The organism is Streptomyces sp. MMG1533 (assembly GCF_001279775.1).
GTDB lineage: Bacteria > Actinomycetota > Actinomycetes > Streptomycetales > Streptomycetaceae > Streptomyces.
Map to the genome: position 1 here is coordinate 73,279 of NZ_LGDG01000225.1, position 22,869 is coordinate 96,147.

General features: G+C 70.5%; 25 protein-coding genes. 14 read left to right on the forward strand and 11 right to left on the reverse strand.

Translation table 11 applies throughout. From position 1 onward, the window contains the following. Positions 1–101: 101 nt before the first annotated feature. Positions 102–752, reverse strand: coding sequence for a VanZ family protein (locus ADK57_RS51420; RefSeq protein WP_053752107.1), 651 nt, complete (start codon positions 750–752; stop codon positions 102–104). Positions 753–909: 157 nt separating this feature from the next. Here ADK57_RS51420 and ADK57_RS50600 point away from each other — a divergent pair, with 157 nt between their 5' ends. Continuing rightward, a complete protein-coding gene (locus tag ADK57_RS50600) occupies positions 910–1,074 on the forward strand; it encodes a hypothetical protein (RefSeq protein WP_199830691.1) in 165 nt (54 codons plus the stop codon). On the opposite strand, the gene ADK57_RS26620 is transcribed toward ADK57_RS50600, so the two are convergent. Continuing rightward, a complete protein-coding gene (locus ADK57_RS26620) occupies positions 1,062–1,724 on the reverse strand; it encodes a DUF4230 domain-containing protein (RefSeq protein ID WP_053752109.1) in 663 nt (220 codons plus the stop codon). The two genes, ADK57_RS50600 and ADK57_RS26620, sit on opposite strands and share 13 nt — an antisense overlap. Before the next feature lie 142 nt (positions 1,725–1,866). Here ADK57_RS26620 and ADK57_RS26625 point away from each other — a divergent pair, with 142 nt between their 5' ends. After that, positions 1,867–3,057, forward strand: coding sequence for a cytochrome P450 (locus ADK57_RS26625; protein ID WP_053752110.1), 1,191 nt, complete (start codon positions 1,867–1,869; stop codon positions 3,055–3,057). A gap of 9 nt (positions 3,058–3,066) precedes the next feature. Here ADK57_RS26625 and otr(A) read toward each other — a convergent pair whose 3' ends face one another. Next, positions 3,067–4,929, reverse strand: a complete 1,863-nt coding sequence (gene otr(A) / locus ADK57_RS26630) for a tetracycline resistance ribosomal protection protein Otr(A) (protein ID WP_053752111.1) — start codon at positions 4,927–4,929, stop codon at positions 3,067–3,069. Between the two features lie 199 nt (positions 4,930–5,128). Between otr(A) and ADK57_RS26635 the strand changes: the two genes are divergently transcribed. Then, the gene (locus ADK57_RS26635; protein WP_053752112.1) at positions 5,129–6,082 is read left to right on the forward strand and encodes a ribose-phosphate diphosphokinase; all 954 of its coding nucleotides are present in this window, start codon (positions 5,129–5,131) and stop codon (positions 6,080–6,082) included. Positions 6,083–6,160: 78 nt separating this feature from the next. Further along, a complete protein-coding gene (gene tuf, locus ADK57_RS26640) occupies positions 6,161–7,354 on the forward strand; it encodes an elongation factor Tu (RefSeq protein ID WP_053752113.1) in 1,194 nt (397 codons plus the stop codon). A 6-nt stretch (positions 7,355–7,360) separates the two neighbouring features. On the opposite strand, the gene ADK57_RS26645 is transcribed toward tuf, so the two are convergent. After that, positions 7,361–7,741 (reverse strand): anti-sigma factor antagonist, encoded by a 381-nt coding sequence (locus ADK57_RS26645; RefSeq protein WP_078973344.1) that lies wholly within the window; start codon positions 7,739–7,741, stop codon positions 7,361–7,363. Positions 7,742–7,875: 134 nt separating this feature from the next. Next, positions 7,876–8,313 carry a MarR family winged helix-turn-helix transcriptional regulator gene (locus ADK57_RS26650; protein ID WP_053752115.1) on the reverse strand — a complete coding sequence of 146 codons (438 nt, stop codon included), beginning with the start codon at positions 8,311–8,313 and terminating at the stop codon, positions 7,876–7,878. A 103-nt stretch (positions 8,314–8,416) separates the two neighbouring features. Here ADK57_RS26650 and ADK57_RS26655 point away from each other — a divergent pair, with 103 nt between their 5' ends. Continuing rightward, positions 8,417–9,871, forward strand: a complete 1,455-nt coding sequence (locus ADK57_RS26655) for an aldehyde dehydrogenase family protein (RefSeq protein WP_053752116.1) — start codon at positions 8,417–8,419, stop codon at positions 9,869–9,871. 25 nt (positions 9,872–9,896) lie between these two features. Continuing rightward, positions 9,897–11,003: an NAD(P)-dependent alcohol dehydrogenase gene (locus ADK57_RS26660; protein WP_053752117.1), complete on the forward strand. Its 1,107-nt coding sequence runs from the start codon at positions 9,897–9,899 to the stop codon at positions 11,001–11,003. Between the two features lies 1 nt (position 11,004). On the opposite strand, the gene ADK57_RS26665 is transcribed toward ADK57_RS26660, so the two are convergent. Beyond that, positions 11,005–11,955: an NADP-dependent oxidoreductase gene (locus tag ADK57_RS26665; RefSeq protein WP_053752118.1), complete on the reverse strand. Its 951-nt coding sequence runs from the start codon at positions 11,953–11,955 to the stop codon at positions 11,005–11,007. Positions 11,956–12,026: 71 nt separating this feature from the next. On the opposite strand from ADK57_RS26665, the gene ADK57_RS26670 reads away from it, so the two are divergent. Further along, positions 12,027–12,986, forward strand: coding sequence for a GlxA family transcriptional regulator (locus tag ADK57_RS26670; protein ID WP_053752119.1), 960 nt, complete (start codon positions 12,027–12,029; stop codon positions 12,984–12,986). 65 nt (positions 12,987–13,051) lie between these two features. Beyond that, positions 13,052–13,906: a hypothetical protein gene (locus tag ADK57_RS26675; protein ID WP_053752120.1), complete on the forward strand. Its 855-nt coding sequence runs from the start codon at positions 13,052–13,054 to the stop codon at positions 13,904–13,906. A 4-nt stretch (positions 13,907–13,910) separates the two neighbouring features. Here ADK57_RS26675 and ADK57_RS26680 read toward each other — a convergent pair whose 3' ends face one another. Both ADK57_RS26680 and ADK57_RS26685 read right to left on the reverse strand, forming a co-directional pair. Beyond that, positions 13,911–14,474 (reverse strand): TetR/AcrR family transcriptional regulator, encoded by a 564-nt coding sequence (locus ADK57_RS26680; RefSeq protein ID WP_053752121.1) that lies wholly within the window; start codon positions 14,472–14,474, stop codon positions 13,911–13,913. Continuing rightward, complete coding sequence (locus ADK57_RS26685; RefSeq protein WP_053752122.1) at positions 14,471–14,833, reverse strand: DUF1304 domain-containing protein; 363 nt, start codon at positions 14,831–14,833, stop codon at positions 14,471–14,473. The genes ADK57_RS26680 and ADK57_RS26685 overlap by 4 nt, the downstream gene beginning before the upstream one ends. 486 nt (positions 14,834–15,319) lie before the next feature. Between ADK57_RS26685 and ADK57_RS26690 the strand changes: the two genes are divergently transcribed. Genes ADK57_RS26690 through ADK57_RS26710 form a run of 5 tightly spaced genes read left to right on the forward strand, consistent with a single transcriptional unit; the run spans position 15,320 to position 19,637 of the window. Next, the gene (locus ADK57_RS26690) at positions 15,320–17,020 is read left to right on the forward strand and encodes a sensor histidine kinase (RefSeq protein ID WP_053752123.1); all 1,701 of its coding nucleotides are present in this window, start codon (positions 15,320–15,322) and stop codon (positions 17,018–17,020) included. Positions 17,021–17,025: 5 nt separating this feature from the next. Continuing rightward, the gene (locus tag ADK57_RS26695; protein WP_030043913.1) at positions 17,026–17,436 is read left to right on the forward strand and encodes a roadblock/LC7 domain-containing protein; all 411 of its coding nucleotides are present in this window, start codon (positions 17,026–17,028) and stop codon (positions 17,434–17,436) included. Continuing rightward, the gene (locus ADK57_RS26700) at positions 17,433–17,804 is read left to right on the forward strand and encodes a DUF742 domain-containing protein (protein WP_053752124.1); all 372 of its coding nucleotides are present in this window, start codon (positions 17,433–17,435) and stop codon (positions 17,802–17,804) included. The genes ADK57_RS26695 and ADK57_RS26700 overlap by 4 nt, the downstream gene beginning before the upstream one ends. Next, positions 17,785–18,390 carry a GTP-binding protein gene (locus ADK57_RS26705; RefSeq protein ID WP_053752125.1) on the forward strand — a complete coding sequence of 202 codons (606 nt, stop codon included), beginning with the start codon at positions 17,785–17,787 and terminating at the stop codon, positions 18,388–18,390. The genes ADK57_RS26700 and ADK57_RS26705 overlap by 20 nt, the downstream gene beginning before the upstream one ends. Next, positions 18,387–19,637 (forward strand): cytochrome P450, encoded by a 1,251-nt coding sequence (locus tag ADK57_RS26710; protein ID WP_053752126.1) that lies wholly within the window; start codon positions 18,387–18,389, stop codon positions 19,635–19,637. The genes ADK57_RS26705 and ADK57_RS26710 overlap by 4 nt, the downstream gene beginning before the upstream one ends. Positions 19,638–19,698: 61 nt before the next feature. Here ADK57_RS26710 and ADK57_RS26715 read toward each other — a convergent pair whose 3' ends face one another. Next, entirely contained in the window at positions 19,699–20,730 is a 1,032-nt protein-coding gene (locus tag ADK57_RS26715) for a 7-epi-alpha-eudesmol synthase (RefSeq protein ID WP_053752127.1), read from the reverse strand. Between the two features lie 347 nt (positions 20,731–21,077). On the opposite strand from ADK57_RS26715, the gene ADK57_RS26720 reads away from it, so the two are divergent. Continuing rightward, entirely contained in the window at positions 21,078–21,470 is a 393-nt protein-coding gene (locus ADK57_RS26720) for a VOC family protein (RefSeq protein WP_053752128.1), read from the forward strand. 40 nt (positions 21,471–21,510) lie between these two features. On the opposite strand, the gene ADK57_RS26725 is transcribed toward ADK57_RS26720, so the two are convergent. Together ADK57_RS26725 and ADK57_RS26730 are read right to left on the reverse strand one after the other, a co-directional pair. Further along, entirely contained in the window at positions 21,511–21,807 is a 297-nt protein-coding gene (locus ADK57_RS26725; RefSeq protein ID WP_053752129.1) for a DUF4235 domain-containing protein, read from the reverse strand. Positions 21,808–21,821: 14 nt separating this feature from the next. Then, positions 21,822–22,847 (reverse strand): glutathione S-transferase family protein, encoded by a 1,026-nt coding sequence (locus ADK57_RS26730; protein ID WP_053752130.1) that lies wholly within the window; start codon positions 22,845–22,847, stop codon positions 21,822–21,824. Positions 22,848–22,869: the final 22 nt, after the last annotated feature.

Genomic DNA, 22,869 nt, shown 5'->3' on the forward strand with positions numbered 1-22,869 from the left:
GTGAAATAAGAGAGCGTCAATACCTTGGTACGGACCAGGAATTGAGGGGGCGGGTGGCGACGGCCCGACTGCCCGGCCCTCGCCACCCGCCCCTCTCGGTCTCAGCTGTGCACGGCCCGGCTCATGCGACGCCCCAGGAGCAGGTAGCCCACCAGGGCCCCGGTCGTGTTGAGGATGACGTCGTCGATGTCGAAGGCCCGGCCGGTGATCAGTGCGCCCTGGGCGAACTCCACCAGGAGCATCACGGTCGCCGTCAGCAGGAGTACCCGCAGGATCCCGCGTGTTCGCGGGGCGACGACGGGCACCAGAACGCCGAACGGGACGCCCAGCAGCAGGTTCCCGCCGATCTGCTTGACTGCGTCCCGCAGTGCGGGCTGGTCCAGATAGGCCCGCAGGGAGCGCCCCGGCCGCATGTTGGTGTGCGTCAGCGCCTCCGAGGCGGGGGAGGGCTCCAGGGTCAGCCGGGCCAGTACGACGGCGAACGCCACCATCACCGCGAAGGCGCACAGCATCGCCAGCAGGCGGAGGGGAAACGGCACGGAATGCCGCTTGCTTCGGGTCGAGCGCGACCCCCGTTCGGCCTTGGCGGTCTTGCCGGTCTTCCCGGACTTGGTTGCCTTGGTTGCCTTGGATGCGTTTGCGCTCTTGTCGGCCTTCGCGGTCTTGCCTGCCTTTTCGGTCTTCGTGGCCTTGTCGGGCCTGTTGGCGCGCAGGCGTAGGGCGGACGGTGGACGTAACCCGGTACGAGCCATGCGGTCCTCCAGTCTTCAACTTCCCTGCGTCGTAAGGCGATTACCCACGAACCGGAGGACAATGCCGCGCCGGGCGTCCGCGCCCCCGCTTTCCCTGCGTACGGTCGGGGCACTCCGGGCCGGGACCCGGCACCCGCTGTGCCGGATCCCGGACACCATGACGGCCGTGCCCGCGGTGCTGCTCGGCGGGGCGCTCGCCGGAGGCGTGGCACCCGGCTTCGCCGACGCGGTCGCCCACGCCGTGAACGAAGCCGGGTCCGGCGGCGCCGTGGTCGCCTCCAGCCACCGCCGGGGATCCTCCACGGCTGATCAGGTGCCGTAGCTGACCTTCACCTCCTTGAATCCGAGGGAGCCCAGCAGCCCCTTCAGCATGGTCGTGGTGTTGGTCTCGGCACGCTTGGTCAGCTCGCTCTCCTTCGCGGCGTCGGTGATGTGCCGCACGGCGAGCTTCTGCACGGCCTGCTCGCTGTTGGGGTTGTCCGAGAAGAGGTCGCCGAGGCGGTCCAGGAGACCGCGTTGCTTGGAGACGGCGTAGGAGCGGTCGGCGTCGAGGGCAGCCTTGCCCAGTTGGGCGTGCGGCAGCTGCAGGGCGGCGGACGTACGGTCGTCGTTGACCGTCACGTCGTTCTTGCCGACCTTCCCGAGGTCGACGTAGGCGTCGACGGAGCCCGCCCCGACGTACAGGGTGCGGGAGCCGCGGATCGCGTCGGGCAGGTACTTGGTGTCCTTCTCCAGGTCCACCACGACCTGGAAGTTGCCGGAGGCGGCGTCGTAACGGCTGATGTCCTGGATGGACTGGAGCAGTGCGGGGCCCGAACGGTCGTGCGTCTCCGTGCCGAACAGGTCCTTGAGACCCGGCAGCACGCTCAGCCGGATCCCCGCGAAGAACACGACGAGCACCAGCACTACGGCGCTCACCGCCTTCGCCCAGCCCGGCATGCGTTTGGACACGCGCCTGATGGGAGTCGTCATGGCGACGGCCCTCCTTCCTACTGTTCGAATTCCCCTCAAAGGACTTGGCAGACCGTCTCGTTGGCCGATTGACACCGCTGACGGAGGCAAGGAGGGCGCACTAGCGTGAAGAACCCCCCTATCGGCGCGACTGGAGACCCGGATGAGCGCAGACAGCACCTCCCGGACCCTTCGCCCCATGCACCACATCGCCTTCCCGGAGCCCGGTCCGCCCCGGCTCGGCACCCTCGCCACCGGTACCCCGGTCTGGCTCGTGACCCGGTACGCCGAGGTACGGCAGGTGCTCATGGACCCCCGCTTCGACCGGAGTTCCCTGAAGGCCGAGGACGCCCCGCAGCTGCTCGTCGTACCGAACCTGCTGGACGCCCCGGACGGCCTGCTCAACCAGGACGGTCCCGCCCATCAGCGGCTGCGCGGCACGGTCCAGCGGGCGTTCACGCCCCGCGCCATCGCCCGCTGGCGGCCGTGGGTGGCCGCGGTGGTCGAGTCCCTCCTCGACGAGTTCGCGGCACGTTCCCAACCGGCGGACATCGTCGAGGGGTTCACCCGTGCCCTGCCCGTCTCGGTCGTCTCCCGTCTGATGGGGCTGGACGACGCGGACTGGGAGCGCATCCGGTACTGGGCCGACCACGCCCTGTCCGGAGGGGCGCACACCGCCGAGGAAGTCGGCCTGGCCATGCGGGAGTTCGGTGTCTTCACCGCCGGCCTGGTCGTCGAGCGGCGGAAGGATCCCGGCGACGATCTGGTCAGCGGGCTGGTGGTGGCCGGAGACGGTGCCGGAATCGACGAACGGCAGCTGGTGACCCTGGTCCTGGGACTGGTCGTGGCCGGCCACGAGACCACCATGACGGCACTCGGCAACATCCTCGTCCACCTCCTCACCGACGGGCACGCGGCCTGGCCGGGCCTCGCCGAGGACGAGGACGCGGCGGCGACCGCGGTCGAGCAGCTGCTGCGGACGGTCCCGCTCAGCGAGGGCAGGGTGCTGCCCGGCCTGATCCGCCGGGCCGTCGAGGCCGTCGAGATCGGCGGCGTGACCATCCCGGCGGGCGGCGTGGTCGCCGTCCAGACGAACTCCGCCAACCGCGACCCCGACGTGTTCCCGCCCGGCCCGCCCGACCTCTTCACGCCGCCGGCCGCGCCCAGCGTGGTCTTCGGCGCCGGACCCCACCACTGCCTCGGCGCCTGGCTCGCCCGGCTGGAACTGGGCCTCGCCCTGCACCGCCTGGCCGCCCGCTTCCCGGGACTGCGGGCCGAGTTCACCCTCGACACGATCGAGTGGCGGGAGGGTCAGATGACCCGCGGCCCGCGCCGGCTGCCCGTGTCCTGGTAGGAACTCAGGCTAGTGCGGCTTGAGTTCACGGTCGCCCGAGGGCCGCGACCACCACACGCCCTCGCCGTGGGTCAGCCCGGGCAGCCGCAGCTCGACCTCGCGCACCCGCCGGGCCGGCAGCTCGCCGGTGATCAGCCAGGCCGTGGCACCGCCCGTCGTCCCCGTGAACTCGCTCCCTACGGTGGCCAGTTGAGCCGTGACCGGCGCCAGTGCGTCCAGCGGGACCTCCGCCTCGAAGGCGTGGTACGGCTCGAACAGCCGGGTCCCCGCCCGCTCAAGGGCCCGGCGCAGCACGATCGGTGTGAGCCCGCGGAAGTCGGCGGCGGTGCTGATCGGCGCGCAGAAACCGGACCGGATCAGCGTGACCCGGTAGTCCGTGACGGATGCGCCGCACAGCCCGGTGGTCATGGTCGCGTGGACCGTCTCCTCGATGGCCTGGTGGAAGGCGCGGGGGAGCGCGCCGAGTTCCGTCTCGTACGTGAACACGCCGCCGGAGCCGCGCGGTCCCGGCTCCACTCGCAGCCCGATCGTCGCCCAGTAGCGGGTGCGGTCGTGCCACGGCAGTTCGTCCGAGGCCTCGCCGACGCCGGCCGGCCGCTCCAGGAACCGGGCCCGGCCCGGCTCGAAGTCGGCGTCGATACCGTAGGCGTCGGCGAGGGTCGCCGCGAGGACCTCCATCTGGACCTCGCCGTAGAGGAGCAGCGCGGTGGCGCCCAAGGCCGCGGGCCGGGCGTGGATCAGGGGGTCCTCGTCGGCGAGGGCGAGCAGGGCCTTGCGCAGGGGCGCCGCCTGTTCGGGGTGGCGGGCCGTGACGAGGGTCTCCAGCGTCGGCGCCGCGAACTGCGGGGCGCGGTCCCCTCGGGGATCGCCCAGGCGGTCGCCCACCCGGATGCCGGGGACACCGGTCAGGGCGGCGATGTTCCCGGCGGTGAGCCGCTCCGCCCCGCCGACGACATCCAGGTGCGTCACTCTCCCGGAGACCTCGGTGGTCCGGCCGTCGGCCTCGCGTCGCAGGAACGCAAGGCGCCTGCGCGGCGTCACCTCACCGTCGTGGAGACGTAGATACGCCGTCCGCTCGCCGCCCGGACCGGGCCGGACGGCGAACACCGTGCCGCGCGGTTCGCAGTCCGTCGTCGTGGATGCCGGCGGGATCAGCCGGGTGACGCCCTCGACCAGCTCGGCGACGCCCTGGCCGCCGAGGGCCGAGCCGAAGAAGACGGGGTGGAAGGAGCCGTCGGCGGTGCGCGCGGCCAGGGCCCTGCGCACATCGTCGGGGGTCGGCTCGGGGCCGTCCACGACGGCCGCGAGGACGTCCGGGTCGACCTCGGCGAGCGCCTCGGCCAGCCGCCGGTCGGCCGGGAGGGGCACCGCGCGGGCCCGGGCCGTGCCGATGTCCGTCACGTCCGTGAGCGGGGCGATGTGCGGGGTGAGCCTGCGCCGGATGTCGGCGAGCAAGGTGCCGGAGCGGGCGCCCGCCCGGTCGATCTTGTTGACGAAGACCAGCGTGGGCAGCCGCAGTCGCCGCAGGGTCCGCATCAGGACGCGGGTCTGGGCCTGTACGCCCTCCACGGCGGACAGCAGCAGGATCGCGCCGTCGAGGACCTCCAGGGCGCGCTCGACCTCGGCGATGAAGTCGGAGTGCCCCGGGGTGTCGATGAGGTTGACCTGTGTGCCGCCGACGGTGAACGTGGCGACGGCGGAGCGGATGGTGATGCCGCGCTGCCGCTCGATCGTCCCGTCGTCCGTGCGGGTGTCACCGGCGTCGACGCTGCCGAGCCGCTCGATCACGCCGTGGTCGAACAGCAGCCGCTCGGTCAGGCTGGTCTTACCGGCGTCGACGTGGGCCAGAATTCCGATGTTCAGGGTGTGCATGCGGGGTCGTGTCCTCGAGAACCGTCGTCCAGTAGGGGCGCTGGGGGTGGTCGAGGAGTCGGCGCATGCGAGGGGTCCTGACGTGAGGGAACACGGACAGGCTCATCATGGCCCGCCCCCGTGGACGGTCCGCAACCGGTTTTCGCCCGGCCCGTAGCATGAGCCCCGCCAGCCGGAATGATCATGCGAGGAGCGGATCGTGCGAGACATCGCCGTGTTCAGCGGGAGCGCCCACCCCGAGCTGGCCCAGGAGGTCTGCGCGCATCTCGGAGTGCCGCTCAGCCCCACCCGGGTCAGCCGGTTCGCGAACGACTGCCTGGAGGTACAGCTGCAGGCAAACTGCCGGGAACGGGACGTCTTCCTCATCCAGCCGCTGGTCAGGCCGGTCCAGGAGCATCTCGTCGAGCTGCTGATGATGTGCGACGCGGCGCGCGGGGCGTCGGCGGGGCGGATCAACGTCGTCATGCCGCACTACTCCTACGCCCGTTCCGACAAGAAGGACGCCCCTCGCATATCGCTGGGCGGGCGGCTGGTCGCGGACCTGATGGTGGCGGCCGGCGCGAGCCGGGTCCTGGCGATGACGCTGCACTCGCCACAGGTCCACGGGTTCTTCTCGGTCCCGGTCGACCACCTGCACGCGCTGCGCGAGCTGGCCGCGCACTTCCGGCACTACGACCTGTCCCGCACCACCGTCGTGTCACCGGACCTCGGCAACGCCAAGGAGGCCGCAGCCTTCGCCCGGCTGATAGGCGCCCAGGTGGCCGCCGGCGCCAAACAGCGGTTCGCGGACGACCGGGTCAGCATCAACTCGGTCATCGGCGAGGTCGCGGGACGCGATGTCATCGTGCTGGACGACGAGATCGCCAAGGGGAGTACGGTTCTCGAACTCCTCGATCGGTTGCGGGAGTTGGGGCCGCGCTCGATACGGGTCGCCTGCACGCACGGACTGTTCGCGGACGGCGCGCTCAAGCGGATCGGCGAGCAGCCCGACGTACTGGAGATCGTGTGCACCAACACCGTGCCGGTCCCCGAGGAGGAGCGCACGGACAAGCTGCGGATCCTGACCGTCGCCCCCGCGCTCGCCGAGGCCGTGCGCCGCATTCACAACGGTGAGTCCGTCAGCGCCCTGTTCGACGCGCCGCGAACCGAATAGACAGGAAGGAACGCGGCACAGCTCGCGGCACAGCGTGGCAAGGCTCGGCATCACCCGGATGCTCAGGGAGGGCTCGCAGTGGCGAAGGCGAAGTTCGAGCGGACGAAACCGCACGTCAACATCGGCACCATCGGTCACATCGACCACGGCAAGACGACCCTGACGGCGGCCATCACGAAGGTGCTGCACGACCGGTTCCCCGACCTCAATCCGTACACGCCGTTCGACCAGATCGACAAGGCGCCCGAGGAACGGCAGCGCGGGATCACGATCTCGATCGCCCACGTCGAGTACCAGACGGAACGCCGGCACTACGCGCACGTCGACTGCCCCGGCCACGCGGACTACATCAAGAACATGATCACCGGCGCCGCCCAGATGGACGGTGCGATCCTGGTCGTCGCGGCCACCGACGGGCCCATGCCGCAGACCAAGGAGCACGTGCTGCTGGCCCGGCAGGTGGGCGTCCCGTACATCGTCGTGGCCCTCAACAAGACGGACATGGTCGACGACGAGGAGATCCTGGAACTCGTCGAGCTGGAGGTCCGCGAGCTGCTGACCGAGTACGAGTTCCCCGGCGACGACCTCCCGGTGGTGAAGGTCTCCGCGCTCAAGGCCCTCGAAGGCGACCCCGGATGGAGCGCCTCGGTTCTCGAACTTCTCGCCGCCGTCGACGAGTTCGTGCCCGAGCCGGTGCGGGACGTCGATCGGCCCTTCCTCATGCCGATCGAGGACGTCTTCACCATCACCGGCCGCGGCACCGTCGTCACCGGCCGGATCGAGCGCGGCACGCTGCACGTCAACAAGGAGGTCGAGATCATCGGCATCCACGAGCAGAAGACGAAGACGACGGTCACCGGCATCGAGATGTTCCGCAAGCTCCTCGACGAGGGCCGGGCGGGCGAGAACGTCGGTCTGCTGCTGCGGGGCGTGAAGCGGGAGGACGTCGAGCGCGGACAGGTCGTCATCCAGCCGGGCTCGGTGACCCCGCACACGGTCTTCGAAGCGCGGGCGTACATTCTGTCGAAGGACGAGGGCGGCCGGCACACGCCGTTCTTCCAGAACTACCGCCCGCAGTTCTACTTCCGCACGACCGACGTGACCGGGGTGGTCACCCTGCCCAAGGGCACCGAGATGGTCATGCCGGGCGACAACACGACCATGCACGTCGAGCTGATCCAGCCCATCGCCATGGAGGAGGGGCTGAAGTTCGCCATCCGCGAGGGCGGCCGCACGGTCGGCGCGGGGCAGGTCACGAAGATCGTGAAATAGCCGCGGTCACACCGAGCCGGACGTGGCCTCGGGCTGGCCCAGGGCCGCGTCCAGCGTCGGCATCGGCGGCAGCAGCCGGGCGAGCCCGGTGACCCGCAGGACGCGCAGCGTGAGCGGATGTGTGCAGACCAGGAGCAGTCGGCCGCCGTTGTCCAGCATCCGGCTCCGGGCGCGGTAGAGCAGCCGCAGCCCGGAGCAGTCGAAGAACTCGACCCGGCTGAGGTCGATCACCACGCGGACGTCGGTCCGCCCCGTCACCCGGTCGAGATACGGGATGATCTCCATCGCGGCGGCGATGTCGATCTCCCCGCGGAACTCCAGCACCGTGTGCCCCCGGTCCTGATGGACGCGCAGGTGTCGGGTGAGCGGTGCAGGTACCTGCTCCACGACGAGATCGCCTCCAACCGGCTCCTGAAGCGGCAGGGGTGCGCCCAAATCCGTTCCCCGCCCTGCAAGTTACCCTCGATGGAGTGAATTTGAGCATGTTCGATTGACATATGTCTTCGAATTGCGACGGTGTCTCACGACAAGGCGTGCCAGGCCTTGGAGAGCGCCTGGCGGAACTGCTCGCTCTGGTGTGCCGTGAGCTCCCGGACCATCCGCTCCTCCAGCTCCCGCACGGGCCCTTCGTGCAGCGCGAGCAACTCGCGGCCGGCGTCGGTCAGCAGGATCAGCAACTCGCGGCGGTTGCGGGGATTGCGCTCCCGGCGCACCAGGCCGCGGTTCTCCAGGGACCGTACGAGATCGGCGATGGACTGGGCCGTGACGAACGAGTCCCGGGCCAGTTGGGCCGCCGACAGTCCGTCGTGCCGCTCCAGCACGGTGAGCGCGGTGTACTGCAGTGCGGTGATCCCGGAGGGTTTGACCAGGTCATCCAGGTGAGAGCGCACAACCAGCTCCACCTGCTTCACCATGTAGAGGAGAGACGGAGGTGTCTTGGCTGCCTGGGTGTCGAGCATGACTTCAGGTTAGAGCATTGACAGGAAACCTGTCTGTAATGAGACTGCGAACCAACAGGAATCCTGTTGATTGAAATCTTGGCGATGAGGCTGAGGAGTGGCGATGACCACCATCGAGATCGAACCCGGACGGCTGTTCATCGGGGGGCAGTGGCGGGAGGCCGCCGACGGCGCGCGCACCGAGGTGGTCGACCCGTCCCGGGGCACGGTCGTCACGACCGTCGCGGAGGCGGGCGCCGTCGACGTGGACGCGGCCGTACGCGCTGCCCGCGAGGCCTTCGACGGCGGCCAGTGGTCGGGGATGAGCGGCCGTGAGCGGGGCCGGATCCTGCACCGGGTCGCCCAGCTGATCCGCGAGAACGCCGAGGAGCTCGGCGCCCTGGAGAGCCTGGACGTGGGCAAGCCGATCAGCCTGTGCCAGGCCGTCGACGTGACGAACGCGGCCAACGACTACGAGCACTACGCCGCCCTCGCCTACTCCCTGGACGGCGCGACCCGCGACACGCCCATGAACGCCCTCGCGTACACCCGGCGTGAGCCGCTCGGTGTGGTCGCCGCGATCACGCCCTTCAACTTCCCGCTCATCCTGGCCGGCTCCAAGATCGCCCCGGCGCTCGCGGCCGGGAACACGGTGGTCCACAAGCCGGCCGACGAGACTCCGCTCAGCGCCCTCTACATGGCCGGACTGCTGCGGGAGGCGGGCGTCCCGGACGGCGTGGTCAACGTCGTCACCGGCTCAGGTCCGGTGGCCGGCGAGGCGCTGCTGCGGCACAGCGGTGTCGACAAGATCGCCTTCACCGGCTCCACCGCCATCGGCCGGCACGCGGCGAGCATCGCGGGCGAGAACCTCAAGCCCGTCACCATGGAGCTCGGCGGCAACGCGGCCCACATCGTCTTCGAGGACGCCGACCTGGAGAAGGCGGTCGGCGCCGTCATCAAGGGCTTCGTCTTCAACACCGGGCAGTTCTGCATGGGCGGTCCGCGGCTGCTCGTGTCGCGCCCGGTCTACAGCACCATGCTCGGCATCCTCGCCGAGGCGGTGCCCGGTGTACCGCTCGGCGACCCCCGGCAGCCCGAGACCGTCGTGGGGCCGATGGCGGGGGAGCGGCACCTCAAGAAGGTCGAGGAGTACGTCGAGCTCGCCCGCAAGGAGGGCGGCCGTATCGTCTGCGGCGGCGAACGCCTGGACCTCGACGGCGGCTACTACTACAAGCCCACCGTGATCGCCGACCTGCCGAACGACTCCCGGGTCGTCCAGGAGGAGGTCTTCGGCCCCGTCCTCACGGTGCAGCCCTTCGACTCCGAGGAGGAGGCGATCCAGCTCGCCAACTCCACGCCCTACGGCCTGGCTTCCGGCGTCCAGACGACGAACCTCGCCCGGGCCCACCGCATCGCCGACCGGCTCCAGGCGGGCATCGTCTGGATCAACGACTGGGCGATGCTCGACCCGGCCGTCCCGTTCGGCGGGGTCAAGGACTCCGGCTTCGGCCGCGAGTACGGGCCCGAGGCGCTCACCGCGTACACCAGGGTCAAGTCCGTCGTCGTCTCGCTCGACTGAGCGCGCACTCCAGGGAGTTCCCACGATGTCCATCACCACCCGCGCCGCCGTCGTCGAGTCCGGCGGAGCACCCTTCACCCTCTCCGACGTCCAGCTCGACGAGCCCGGCCCGCACGAGGCGGTCGTCCGCATGGTGGCCACCGGCCTGTGCCACACCGACCTCGGCGTGGCGAGCGGCGGTCTGCCCTTCCCGCTGCCCGGCGTCCTGGGCCACGAGGGTGCCGGTGTCGTCGAGGCAGTCGGCTCCGACGTCACCGGCCTCGCGCCCGGCGACCACGTCGTGCTGTCCTTCACCTCCTGCGGCGACTGCCGCAACTGCCGGGGCGGCCACCCCGCCTACTGCGCCACCTGGCTGCCGCTGAACCTCATCGGCGGCCGCCGCGCCGACGGCAGCAGCACCATCAGCCGGGACGGAGAGCCGCTCGGCGGCCACTTCTTCGGCCAGTCCTCGTTCGCCGAGCGGGCCCTCGTGGACGAGCGCAGCCTCGTCAAGGTCGACCCGGACGTACCGCTGGAGTCGATCGCCCCGCTGGGCTGCGGTGTCCAGACCGGCGTCGGCGCCGTGTGGAACGTGCTGAAGCCGACCACCGGCTCCGCCGTCGTCGTCCTCGGCGCCGGAGCCGTCGGCCTGTCGGCGGTCATGGCCGCCGCCCTCACCCCCGCCACCACGATCGTCGCCGTCGACCGGGTCGCCGAACGCCTGTCGCTGGCAAAGGAGTTGGGGGCCACCCACACCGTCAACGCGAGCCAGACCGATCTCGCCGAGGCCCTCGCCGAGATCACCGGCGGCCAGGGCGCCGACGGCGTCGTGGAGACCACCGGCAATGTCGCCGTCCTGCGCCAGGGCGTCGACGCGCTCGCCGCCCGCGGCACCCTGGTCGTCGTCGGCGCCCCGCCGTTCGGCACCGAGGTCGCCCTCGACGTGAACGGGATGCTCGGCGGCAAGCAGGTCGTCGGTCTCACCCTCGGCGACGCCGAGACGCAGACCTTCATCCCCGCCCTGGTCCGGCTGGTGAAGGAGGGACGGCTCCCGCTGCACCGCCTGATCAGCACCTATCCGTTCGCGGACATCGACCAGGCGGTCCGGGACATGGGTGCGGGCAAGGCGATCAAGCCCGTGCTCACCTTCTGACTCAGTCCGCCACCAGGACGAGCTTTCCCGTGGTCCGGCCGGTGTCGCCCAGCGCATGCGCCTCGGCGGCATCGGCCAACGGGAAGGTGCCCGCGATCGTGGCCCTCAGCTTCCCCTGCTCCACGAGGTCCACGATCGCCCGCATCCCGGCCCGGTCGGCGTCCACGAGCATCCTCAGGGCCCGTACGCCGAGCCGCTCGGCCTCCTCGTAGAGGTCGTCCGACCCGACCGGCAGGATCGACACCACGAGCCCGCCCGGACGCAGTACGCGCAGCGACTTCACGGACGTCTCGCCGCCGAGCGTGTCCAGGACGACGTCCACGTCCTTCACGGCCTCGGCGAAGTCCGTCTCCCGGTAGTCGATCGCCTCGTCCACGCCGATCTCGCGCAGGAAGTCGTGCTTGCCCGCGCTCGCCGTGCCGATCACGTACGCGCCCCGTGCCTTGGCGATCTGCACGGCCACGTGCCCCACCCCGCCGGCCGCCGCGTGGATCAGCACCCGCTGACCCGGCTGCAGGTCCGCCGTCTCGACCAGGGCCTGCCACGCGGTCAGGGAGACCAGGGGCAGCGCGCCCGCCTGCGTGTGGTCGATGACGGCCGGCTTGTGCGTGAGGGCGCGGACCGGGGCGATCACGTACTCGGCGTGCGAGCCGTGGCCGAACGGGTACGGCAGCATGCCGAAGACCTCGTCACCGGGCTTGAAGGTGGCGACGCCGATGCCGACCGCCTCGACCACCCCGGAGACGTCCCAGCCGAGCACGAAGGGCGGCTCGCCCAGGAAACCGCCGGTCGCCCGGTGCTTCCAGTCGGTGGGGTTGAGGCCGGCGGCACGGACCCGGACCAGCACCTGGTTCGGACGCGGGCGCGGTCGCTCCACCTCCACTTCCTTCAGGACCTCGGGACCGCCGAGGACGTCCTGGCTGATGGCTCGCATCGTGTTCACAGTGCTCATGGTGAAACAGCCTGCCGGGAGCCGCCCGTCCGGGAAATGGCACGATTGCCAACCTTCGATAGGATCGTGCCATGAGGCATGTGGAGCGGGTCGAGCGAGTCGCGGTTCTGGCCCTTGACGGTGTGTACCCCTTCGAACTGGGCATCCCCAGCCGGATCTTCGGCGCGGCCGGCAGCCGGTACGAGGTGCTGACCTGCACCGTCGACGGCCGCCCGGTGCGCAGCAACGCGGACTTCAGCATCGGCGTCGAACACGGCCCCGAGATCCTCGCCACGGCCGACACCGTGGTGATCCCGGCTGTCTCGCCCTCCCGGGTGACCGACGAGCTCCCGGACGAGGTCACGGCCGCCCTTGCGTACATCCGCCCGGATGCGCGGATCGTCTCCATCTGCACGGGCGCGTTCGTCCTCGCCGCGGCCGGGCTGCTCGACGGACGCAAGGCCACCACCCACTGGCATCTCGCCGACCGGTTCCGCCGCATGTTCCCGAACGTCGACCTCGACCCGGACGTGCTCTTCGTCGACGACGGCAGGATCCTCACCTCGGCCGGAGCCGCCTCCGGCGTCGACGTCTGCCTGCACCTGGTGCGTCAGGACCACGGCAGCGAACTCGCCAACTTCGTCGCCCGGTGCTGCGTGGTCCCGCCGTTCCGGGACGGCGGCCAGGCCCAGTACATCCAGCAGCCGGTCCCGGAACAGGGTGCCGCGAGCACTGCTGCCACCCGCGCCTGGGCCCTGGAGCGTCTCGGCGAACCCCTGACCCTCGCCGACCTCGCCGGCCACGCCCGGATGAGCCTGCGCACCTTCGCCCGCCGCTTCGGCGAGGAGGTCGGCCTCAGCCCCGGCCGCTGGCTGATCCAGCAGCGCCTGGCCCGCGCACGGCACCTGCTGGAGGCCAGCGACCTGTCCGTGGACCAGATCGCCGGACAGGTCGGCTTCGCCACGGGTGCCTCCCTGCGCCAGCACCTGCACGCCTCCATCGGCGTCTCGCCCCAGGCGTACCGGCGGACGTTCCATGCGGCGGCCCGCTGAACGTTCCGTGCCGCTGCCGCGTCGTAGGACCGGACAGTGATCGGGGACGGGGAACAGGGGCGGGGATGCGCAGAGGGCTGGTGGCTGTGGCGGTACTGGTGGTGGCCGGGGCCGTGGGGTGCGGTGCCGAGGAGGACGTGGACCTGGTCGTCGAGGGGACGGCCCCGGCAACGCCCTACGGCGGACCGCTGTACGTGCCCACGAAGGACCTCGACGAGGACAGTGAGGAAGCCGCTCTCATCGAGTCGGGGGCGGCAGGGCGGGCGCTGGAGTGCGACGGAGAGGTCTACTCGGGAGGCCAGGGCGAGACGTGGGGCAGGAGCGAGGGCGGTTCGACTCCCGAGGAGGGACTGAAGCTGTACTTCGACATCGAGCAGCCGGAGATCCCCCGGTCCGGCTGGCGCCTGGAGCGCGAGGAGGACGACCGCGCTCTCTTCTCCTTCGACGTGTTGGGCAGGACCAAGGTCGCGGTCGTCGTCGCCAAGGAACAGAAGGACCGGCCGGGTTGGGGCCCGGAGACCAACGCCTCCTGCGATCCGGCCGAACTCCCGGCGCGTTTCACCGACACCATGGAGATCGAGATCTGGACCGACAAGGCCGGGAAGCGGATTCCGACCACCACCCTCAGCAGTCACTTCGGTCCGGAGCACTGTGACTGGCAGAGCGTGCACTTCCTGTACATGGGCCGGGGCGGGGACAGCCGGCAGTACGTCCGCGATCCCGACGGAGTGTTCGAAAGCGACCTGCTCACCGCCCCGTACGACGGGGACGTCCGCATGCCCGACGACGCCCGGGACACCGGATACCGTCTGGACGAGCAGGAGTTGTGGCTGACGGACGATCCCTCCAAGGCGTACGTCCGCACGCCCGACGGCGTGGAGGCCTGGCCCCTGACGAAGCGGGGAGTGGCCTGCGCGTGACCCTTCAGCGGCTTGCGTGCAGGGCGACCAGCAACTGCCAGACCTGGTCGGCGATGTCGCGGGCATCGGCCTCGAGGAGCCCGTGCAGCCAGTCGGCCAGGACCCCGGCGAAGGTGGCGGCGACGGCCGAAGCGACCAGCGGGGCGTCCGCCGCCCCCGCGAGTTCGCGCTCACGCAGGCTGTAGGCGCGCAGGTCCCGGTGCAGCACCCGGCCCAGCGGGCCGCCGCCGCCCGGGGCCAGCAGCACGCGGTACAGCGCGGCGCGCGGGGCGAGCGAGTCGAAGAACTCCGCCAGCGCGGGCGGCGCGTGCACGGGGTCGGGCCGGCCGCGCCAGGCGTGCAGCGCGTCCACGGCCTCCCGCACGACGTCCGCGCAGGCGTCGACCGCCAGTGCCTCCAGGCCGTCGTAGTGGACGTAGAAGGTGGCTCGTCCGACCCCGGCCCGGCGTACCAGCGCGGCGACGCCGACCTCCGCGAGGGGCCGCTCGGCGCACTCGTCGAGGAGGGCCTGGCGCAGCCGCGCCCGCGTGTGCGCGGCCCGCGGGTCCTGCGGGGCGTCCCGGCTCACCGGGCCAGCAGGACGGCGCCCAGGGCGAGCGCGCCCGGCAGGGCCTGCGCGAACAGGATGCGGCGGTTCGCGGTGACGGAGCCGAAGACGCCGGCGACCACGACACAGACCAGGAAGAACACCTGTGCGCGGAATCCGGTGGGATCCGAGGCGACAAGCCCCCAGACCAGCCCCGCCGCGAGGAATCCGTTGTATAGCCCCTGGTTGGCGGCCATCGGCGCGGTCGCCGCCGCCATCTCCCGATCGAACCCGTGCAGCGCCCTGCCGGGCTTCTTCTGCCACAGGAACATCTCCATCACCAGGATGTAGACATGCAACGCGGCCACCAGGCCGACCAGTACGGACGCCAGGGTCTCCATGAGCTTCCTCTGTTTCTTGGACGGGTGTCCACTATAGCTGGACAGCTGTCCAGGAAGTCACCCTGTCGGTGTCCCTCGCCGGCGTGCGGCGTATGACGGATCAACCCGAGCGTCGACATCCGCCGGTCGTGCGAACGCGGCACCGGGTCGTGCGCTGCCACGCTGGAGAACCCGGCGCGCCCGGTGCTCGTCGTGGAGTGCGAAGGCCGGATCGGCGGCCACCTCATGGGCTCCGGCGGGCACTTCGGGGGACTTCGCAGGTAAGTAAAGGGATTTGTCGATGTGTTGGTTCCTGTCGGAGAGTGACGGAACCCTCACCTCCGCCGGGAGGGTGCAGTTGATCCATTGGGCCTCAAACCCGATAAGCTCCCCTTCGGCGCTGCGAGTTGATGCGATTTCGGTCCGTCGTCTCGCGATGCGTATTCATGAGTGCGTTCCCCCCTTGAACACTCCCCTTGTTCGAACGTGTTGCTTCGAAGGATGCAGATGGAACTCGCCACTCCGCCGCCGGCGGCGCGGGCCCCTGTCGCCTGGTACAGCTGGTGGTTGATGCCGCTGGCCTTAGGAGGCGGGACGGTTGCCGCCACGTTCATGAGCTCGGAGCGAATAACAGCCGCAGTCGCGGGCGTTGCCGCCACGGCAGCCAGCGCGTTGTGCGTTCGCCTCCTGCTCCGCACCCGCTCCGAACTGCGCCGGGCGGAGACTTCCTTCCGCACCTCGCAGGCCGAGCACTCCCAGCAGTGGCAGCAGCATGTCGCGGGCCTGGAGCGGAAGTTCTCGGCCGAGCGTGCCGCTCAGGAGGCCCAGTTCGCCGACCAGGCAGGCGCCTACGAGGTGCAGCTGGCCGAGCAGTCCCGGACCTTCGAGGAACGGATCGCCGAGCAGACCACCGCGTACGAGGCACGGATCGCCGACCAGGCCACGTCCTACGAGGCGCAGCTCGCCGACCAGGCCGGGGTCTGGAAGGAACAGCTGACGCACCAGCAGGACGCGGTCGCCCGCCTCGCCGGCGAGCAGCTGCCGGATGCGATCAAGCGCCTGCGTGACGGTGAGGCCATCGACGACCTGCTGCCCAGCACCAACCAGTGTGCGAAGGTCAGTACCGACCTCCAGGCCGAACTCCGCAAGATCCTCAGGACCGCCCTGATCGGCGTCGAGGAGGAGTTCAACCGCTCGACCTCTGCCGAGCAGGCCGTCATCAGCATCGGCAACCGCATTCACGTGCTGACCAGCAAGCTCCGCGGTCGCCTGCACGAGATGCAGGGCGAGCACGGCCGCCTGCCGGCCGTCGCCCGCGGCCTGATGGAGCTCGACCAGGAGATCGGCCCCGCCGACTGCCTGGCCGCCAGCATCGGCGTGCTCGGCGGCTCGGACCGGCCCGGCCGGCAGTGGCAGGAGCCGCAGCGTCTGCTGAGCGTGGTGCGCGGCGGCATCGGCCGCATCAAGGACTTCCACCGCGTCCAGGTGCGTCACCTGCCCGAACTCGGCGTCGACGGCGGTCTGGTCGACCACCTCACGCTGATCTTCGCCCATCTGCTGGACAACGCGGCTCGCTACTCGCCGCCCACCGAGCCGGTGGTCGTCTCCGGCAAGGAGGTCCCCAACGGCGTCGGCATCGAGATCCAGGACTCCGGCAAGGGCCTGAGCGAGGAGAAGAAGCGCGACGCCGAGAACGCCCTCGCGGGCACCGCGGCCGGACCCGGCCTCGGCGGCGTCTCGGAGGACGCCAACCTCGGCCTGCGGGTCGTCGGCGCCCTCGCCCGTCGTTACGGCATCCGCGTCACCTTCGCGGACTCGCCCTGGCTCGGTACCTCGGTGGTGGTCGTGGTCCCGCACAAGTACTTCAGCCAGCTGCCCGCGGTCACCCCCGCGGCCCCGGCCCCGGTGGTCCAGGCCGCCGCGGCCACCCCGGCCCAGGTTCCGGCCGCCGTCGAGTCCGCGGCGGAGGAGTCCGACGCCGTGGACACCACGCCCGGCGGACTGCCCCGGCGCAGGAGCAAGCGGAGCGAGACGGAGCGGCATCAGCCGGCCGAACGGACCGAGGGGGCCGGCGTCCTGGCCGTCCCGCCCGACGCGTCCTTCACCGGCCTGGCCGCCTTCGCCACCGCCGGACGCGAGTCCGTCGAGGCAGACGGAACGGCCGATGGCCGCGAGTCCGCAGAGCACCGCACTGAAGAGAGCGACTAGTCCACATGACGCAACAGGGAACCGACGTGAGCTGGGCGCTGCGTGATCTGGTGGAGTCAATCCCGGAGATCCGCTTCGCCCTCGTGGCCTCCAGCGACGGCAAGGCAATCACTTCATTTGGTGCAGAAGACCCCGACGACGTGGACCGTTTCGCGGCCGTGGTGGCCGGCCTGCAGGCGCTGGCCCAGCCGGTCGCCGAGCAGTTCCCCAAGTACGCGGGGCAACTGCGGCTGGCGATGATCGAGGTGGACGGCGGTCACCTCTTCGTCGTCCGCGCGGGTGTGGAGACGTATCTCGGCGTCCTTGCCAGGGAAGGCCTCGACCAGGGGCTGCTAGGACACCAGATGAGGGATCTGGCCCGCCGGATGGGTGAGCTCCTCGGCACCACTCCGCGCCTGGAGGAGCACTCTGGATGAGTGCTCCCCGCCGGCCCACGGACCCGTCCGGTCTCGAGCGCTACTACGTCCTGACCGGAGGACGTAGCGGACCGGGCGGTTCGGCGTCGAGTCTCGACGTGGCAACCCTCATCGTCTCCCGCACCGCCCCCGTGTCGGGCATACAGCATGAGCACGAGGAGATCCTCCGGCGCTGCCGCGATCCGCTGTCGGTGGCCGAACTCGGCGCCCATCTCGGATTGCCCTTCAACATTCTCGCGGTGCTGTTGGCGGATCTGCTGGAGGCAGGCCGCGTCGAAGCCCGTGACCCCATCCCGGCGCACGACGCCGGTCGCGGGCCAGACCTCGCGCTCCTTGAGGAGGTACTCAGTGGACTTCAAAGGCTTTGACCATCCCGGCGGCCCGGACGCCGGGGGCACCCGCTCGGTGAAGGTGATGATCGCCGGCGGCTTCGGGACCGGGAAGACCACGATGGTCCGCTCGGTCAGCGACATCAAGCCGCTCACCACCGAGGAGACCCTCACGCAGGCGAGCGCCGACGTCGACCACCTCATCGGCGTCGCGGACAAGACCGAGACCACGGTCAGCCTGGACTTCGGCAAGATCGGCATCAACGAGAAGCTGGTGCTCTACCTGTTCGGCACCCCGGGCCAGGAGCGCTTCTGGTTCCTGTGGAACGGACTGTTCAAGGGCGCGCTCGGCGCGGTCGTCCTGGTGGACACCCGCCGGCTCGCCTCCAGCTTCCGGGCGATCGAGGAGATGGAGCGGCAGAACGTCCCCTTCGTGATCGCCCTGAACGTCTTCCCCGACTCCAAGGACCACCCGGTCGAGGAGATCCGGGACGCCCTGGACATCTCCCCGCACACCCCGATCGTGGCCTGCGACGCCCGCGACCGGGCCTCCAGCCGTGACGTACTGGTCGCTCTGATACGTCACTTGAAGGAACGCTCCGCCGTCGCACTGGAGCCTCGATGAACGACCAGCCCTTAAACGATCCCGACACCCCGCGCGGCTGCCCCGTCGCCCACGGCGGGGCCGATCTCGCCCGGCTGTACGGCCCGGAGGCGGCGACCGACCCGCACGGCATCTACGAGCGGCTGCGCAAGGAACACGGCACGGTCGCGCCGGTCCTGCTGGAGGGCGACGTTCCCGCCTGGCTGGTCCTCGGCTACCGGGACAACCGGCGGGTGCTCGACAACCCCCGCCAGTTCAGCCGGGACGCGCGGATCTGGCGGGAGTGGCTGGAGGGCCGTGTCGCGGAGACCTCACCGCTGATCCCGATGGTCGGCTGGCGGCCCGACTGCGTCTCGCAGGACGGCGAACCGCACCGCCGGCTGCGCGGTGCGGTCACCGACGGGCTGCAGGCGGCGTCCAGTCGCGGCGTCCGTCGTCATGCCACGCACTTCGCGAACCAACTGATCGACGCGTTCGCGGAGGCCGGCCAGGCCGACCTGGTGGCGGACTACGCCGAGTACCTGCCGATGCTCGTGCTCACCCGGATCCTCGGGCTCCCCGCTGCGGAGGGGCGCAGTCTGGTCGAGTCCTGCGCCAACGTCCTCAAGGGTGGTGAGGAGGCGCTCGCCCACAACGACCGCATCATCCAGATCCTCGGCGAACTCGCCGAGCGCAAGCGGACCGAGCCGGGCTCCGACTTCACGACGGCCCTCCTCGAGCACCACGCCGGCCTCGACACGGACGAGGTCGTCAGCCATCTGCGGCTGGTGCTGATAGCCGCGCACACCACGACCAGCAACCTGCTGGCCCGGGTGCTGCAGCTGGTGTTCACCGACGCCTCCCGCCTCGCCGGACTGGTCAGCGGTCAGCTGAACATCTCCGGGGTGGTGGAGGAGGTCATGTGGAACTCGCCGCCGCTGGCGGTCATGCCGGGGCGGTTCGCGGCCACCGACCTCGAACTCGGCGGACACCACATCCAGGAGGGCGACCTGCTCGTCCTCGGGCTCGCGCCGGGCAACGCCGATCCGGAGGTCCGGCCCGATCCGGGGGTGTCCGTCCAGGGCAACCAGTCGCACCTCGCGTTCAGCGGGGGACCGCACGAGTGCCCCGGGCAGAACATCGGGCAGTCGATCATCGAGATCGGCGTGGACGTCCTGCTGCACCGGCTGCCGGGCCTGCGTCTGGCCGTACCGCCGGAGGAGCTCGGTTCGACCGCCTCGACCTGGGAGTCCCGGCTGGACTCCCTGCCGGTCGAGTTTCCCGTGTAGGGCACGCGCGGTCCGCGTCTTCGCTGCCCGGTCGGGTCACCGACCGGGCAGCGCTGTTGTGTCACACGGCCAGCAGGTCGTCCACCGAACCCCGGCCGGCCAGTTCGGCGGCGGCCGCCGGACCCTCCTTGGCCGCCGCGTAGCGGCCCGACACCAGCGCCCACTCGTAGTTGCCGTTGATCCAGTGCTGGATGGCCTCCACGCCCATCCGCACCCGGGCCCGCTGGTCCTCGTCCAGGCCGAGCTCGTCGCACATCCCCGGGACGCGGGCCTCCAGTTCCAGGTACTCGTCGAGGCAGGCGGTCGTCATGCGGAATGCCTCGGCGGCCGCCTCCTTCCACGAGCAGTCCCGCTCCCGGTGCAGCACGGCGATCAGGTTGTGACCGTCGCCGCGGCGCTTCTCGCGCTCGAAGGAGTGGATGTCGTTCATGAACCCGATGGTGTCCGCGGCCAGATCGCGCATCCGCTCCATCAGGGGATGCGCCATCGCCTGCGTCGGCACCTCGAAGCCCCGGCTGCGCTCTCCCGCGTCGATGCTGTGGTGGATGCCGACCGTACGGCGGCGGAACGCGGCGTACTCGTCCAGTCCCAGCGTCCCCGCGAGTCCACGGGCCGCCAGGTCGACCTCCTCGCAGTGGGCCACGAGGAATCGCCCCCAGGAGGCGGCGAACCGGGTCTGCCAGGTCAGGGACATGCCATCAGAGAGATGGTTCCAGACCTCCGCCCAGGCCAGGGTGATGGGGCAGACCACGCGGGGGCGGATCCCCGCAGGCCGCAGCGGTGTGACGATGAGCTCGCGCGCGACCTCCGCTATGCGGTCCGCGCGGTCCGGCTGGTTCGCGTCGAACTGGTCGTCGAAGAGGAAGGCCAGCGAGAACCAGTTCATGAGGACGACCATGTCGTCCGCGCCGGCGTGCGGGTAGGTGCGGGCCGCGGCCTGGGGAAGGTCCCAGGATTTGTATTCCTCGAACCCGGCCAGGCTGCGTATCAGGCCCATGTCCCAGATCCAGCGCAGATGACGCGCCCGGGCGTGCTCCAGATGTTCGCTGACGGGGGTGTCGAAGGGGAGGTCGAAACGGACGTCCTGAGGCATGAGCTTCCTTTCGGGAGACGGACGCAGAGCCCCCCACCCCTGCGGGCCGGCGGTCACGGCGACCGCCCAGGCACTCGAACTGGACTTCTGTGGCCGAAAGTTGAACCGAGAAGCGGTACCAGGCTGCCCAGAGCGTAAATGATCTATACCGTGACCTGGCCGTGATCTCCGTTACTGCTCAAGTCTCTTGAGCTGCGTATACTCCCTCCCCTCCCGCCCGTCGGCGCCACCCGCCTTTCCGCGACGGGGAGTTGATGGTTGCCGACTGAATCGGCCGGGCCGGGATATCCGCTAGGTACAGGGCGGCGGGACAGCACCGTTCCGCGCCCCGGACCTTCGGAGGAGACATGGCACTGGTCAAAGCGGGCGTCGTCGTGCTCGACTGCGCCGAGCCCGAGAAGCTCGCCGTGTTCTACAAGGAACTGCTGGGCGCCGAGCAGACGCACGAGAGTGCCAACAGGGTCGAGATCAAGGGTGCCGACGGGATGTGCATGGCCTTCCGGCGCGATGTGAACGCCACGCCGCCGAGCTGGCCGCGGCCCGAGAACGCCCTCCAGGCCCACCTCGACTTCGTGGTGGAGGACCTGGACGAGGCGGAGCGCGGGGTGGTCGGGCTGGGCGGGCGGCCCCTGGAAACGAAGGACGCGGCCGGACCCTACGAGGAACGCGGCTACGCCGACCCGGCCGGCCACTCCTTCACCCTGCGCCTCGTCCCGTCGACCGCGCCGAAGCAGGGCTGAGCCCCGCTCGGGCGCGCCCGAGCGGGGAGGGGGCCTGCGGTCAGTCCCGGCCGCCCTTCTCGCCGGCCGGCCAGACACCGGTCGAGCGCTCGATGGCCTTGGCACCCGTGCGGTCCACCGCACTGCGCACCACGGCGAAGATGGCGCCCTGGATCGCGGCGGCCAGCAGGATCTCTCCCCAGCCGCGGTCCCGGTCCAGGGCGTCGGGAGCGTCGTCCTCGTGCCGGATCGCCTTCCAGGTCTTCTGGAAGGCCAGTCCGGCCAGTGTTCCGCTCGTCCAGCCCAGCACGAAGCCGACCGGCTTGTAGACGAAGGGCAGCTTCTTCTTCTTGGCCACGTGAATCTCCTTGGTCAGCGGGTGGGTTGGTGGTCTTCCGGGATCCTTTCGCCCTCGGGTACCGGACCCGGCGGCGTCCCGTCGCCGAACGGCCGGCCACCCAGCTCCTCCCGGTGATGGGGTGTCAGCCAGCTCGACAGGTCCGGCCCGAGGGGCACGATTCCGGTCGGGTTGATGCCGGTGTGCACCTGGTAGTAGTGCCGCTTGATGTGGTCGAAGTCGACGGTGTCGCCGAAGCCCGGTGTCTGGTAGAGGTCGCGGACGTACGCCCACAGGACCTCGTTCTCGGCCAGCTTCCAGCGGTTGCACTTGAAGTGGCCGTGGTAGACGGCGTCGAAGCGGACCAGGGTGGTGAACAGCCGGATGTCCGCCTCGGTGATCGTGTCGCCGACCAGGTAGCGCTGCCTGGCCAGCCGGGGTGTCAGCAGGTCCAGGCGCCGGAAGACGCCCTCGCACGCCGCCTCGTACTCCTCCTGGCCGGTGGCGAAGCCCGCCCGGTACACGCCGTTGTTGACGTCCTCGTAGACGTCCGCCATCACCGAGTCGATCTCGTCGCGCAGCGCCCGCGGATACAGGTCGGGCGCGCCTTCCCGGTGCAGGGCCGTCCACTCGGTGGCGAAGTCCAGGGTGATGCGCTGGTAGTCGTTGGTGACCAGCTTCCCGCTGGGCACGTCCACGATCGCGGGCACGCTCACACCGCCCGGGTAGTCCGTCTCCCGCCGGTCGTAGGCCTCGCTCAGGTAGCGGATGCCGAGGACGGGGTCCCGGCCGTCGGGGTCGAGGGTGAAGCGCCAGCTGCGGTCGTCCTGGATCGGGTCGGCGAGGGCGAGGGACAGGGCGTCCTCCAGGCCGAGGAGGCGCCGGGAGACCAGGGCGCGGCTCGCCCACGGACAGGCACGGCTGGCCACCAGTCGGTAGCGGCCGGCCTCCACCGGCCAGCCGCCTCGGCCGTCCGCGGTGATCCGGTCCGCGAAGTGGCTCTTGGACCGCTGGAACGACTTCTTGCCGTACGCGCTGTTGCCGTCGTCTCCGGCACCCATGTGTCCTCCCTGCCGTGTGCTT

What these genes read in the sequence shown, in the direction of transcription:
- ADK57_RS26620 (WP_053752109.1), bottom strand. Translation starts at nt 1,724, where the DNA reads ATGACGACTCCCATCAGGCGCGTGTCCAAACGCATGCCGGGCTGGGCG.
- ADK57_RS26690 (WP_053752123.1), top strand. Translation starts at nt 15,320, where the DNA reads ATGGAACTCGCCACTCCGCCGCCGGCGGCGCGGGCCCCTGTCGCCTGG.
- ADK57_RS26665 (WP_053752118.1), bottom strand. Translation starts at nt 11,955, where the DNA reads ATGAGCACTGTGAACACGATGCGAGCCATCAGCCAGGACGTCCTCGGC.
- ADK57_RS26655 (WP_053752116.1), top strand. Translation starts at nt 8,417, where the DNA reads ATGACCACCATCGAGATCGAACCCGGACGGCTGTTCATCGGGGGGCAG.
- ADK57_RS26650 (WP_053752115.1), bottom strand. Translation starts at nt 8,313, where the DNA reads ATGCTCGACACCCAGGCAGCCAAGACACCTCCGTCTCTCCTCTACATG.
- ADK57_RS26625 (WP_053752110.1), top strand. Translation starts at nt 1,867, where the DNA reads ATGAGCGCAGACAGCACCTCCCGGACCCTTCGCCCCATGCACCACATC.
- ADK57_RS26695 (WP_030043913.1), top strand. Translation starts at nt 17,026, where the DNA reads ATGACGCAACAGGGAACCGACGTGAGCTGGGCGCTGCGTGATCTGGTG.
- ADK57_RS26670 (WP_053752119.1), top strand. Translation starts at nt 12,027, where the DNA reads ATGAGGCATGTGGAGCGGGTCGAGCGAGTCGCGGTTCTGGCCCTTGAC.
- ADK57_RS26710 (WP_053752126.1), top strand. Translation starts at nt 18,387, where the DNA reads ATGAACGACCAGCCCTTAAACGATCCCGACACCCCGCGCGGCTGCCCC.
- ADK57_RS26715 (WP_053752127.1), bottom strand. Translation starts at nt 20,730, where the DNA reads ATGCCTCAGGACGTCCGTTTCGACCTCCCCTTCGACACCCCCGTCAGC.
- ADK57_RS26700 (WP_053752124.1), top strand. Translation starts at nt 17,433, where the DNA reads ATGAGTGCTCCCCGCCGGCCCACGGACCCGTCCGGTCTCGAGCGCTAC.
- ADK57_RS26660 (WP_053752117.1), top strand. Translation starts at nt 9,897, where the DNA reads ATGTCCATCACCACCCGCGCCGCCGTCGTCGAGTCCGGCGGAGCACCC.
- ADK57_RS26685 (WP_053752122.1), bottom strand. Translation starts at nt 14,833, where the DNA reads ATGGAGACCCTGGCGTCCGTACTGGTCGGCCTGGTGGCCGCGTTGCAT.
- ADK57_RS26730 (WP_053752130.1), bottom strand. Translation starts at nt 22,847, where the DNA reads ATGGGTGCCGGAGACGACGGCAACAGCGCGTACGGCAAGAAGTCGTTC.
- ADK57_RS51420 (WP_053752107.1), bottom strand. Translation starts at nt 752, where the DNA reads ATGGCTCGTACCGGGTTACGTCCACCGTCCGCCCTACGCCTGCGCGCC.
- ADK57_RS26675 (WP_053752120.1), top strand. Translation starts at nt 13,052, where the DNA reads ATGCGCAGAGGGCTGGTGGCTGTGGCGGTACTGGTGGTGGCCGGGGCC.
- ADK57_RS50600 (WP_199830691.1), top strand. Translation starts at nt 910, where the DNA reads ATGACGGCCGTGCCCGCGGTGCTGCTCGGCGGGGCGCTCGCCGGAGGC.
- ADK57_RS26720 (WP_053752128.1), top strand. Translation starts at nt 21,078, where the DNA reads ATGGCACTGGTCAAAGCGGGCGTCGTCGTGCTCGACTGCGCCGAGCCC.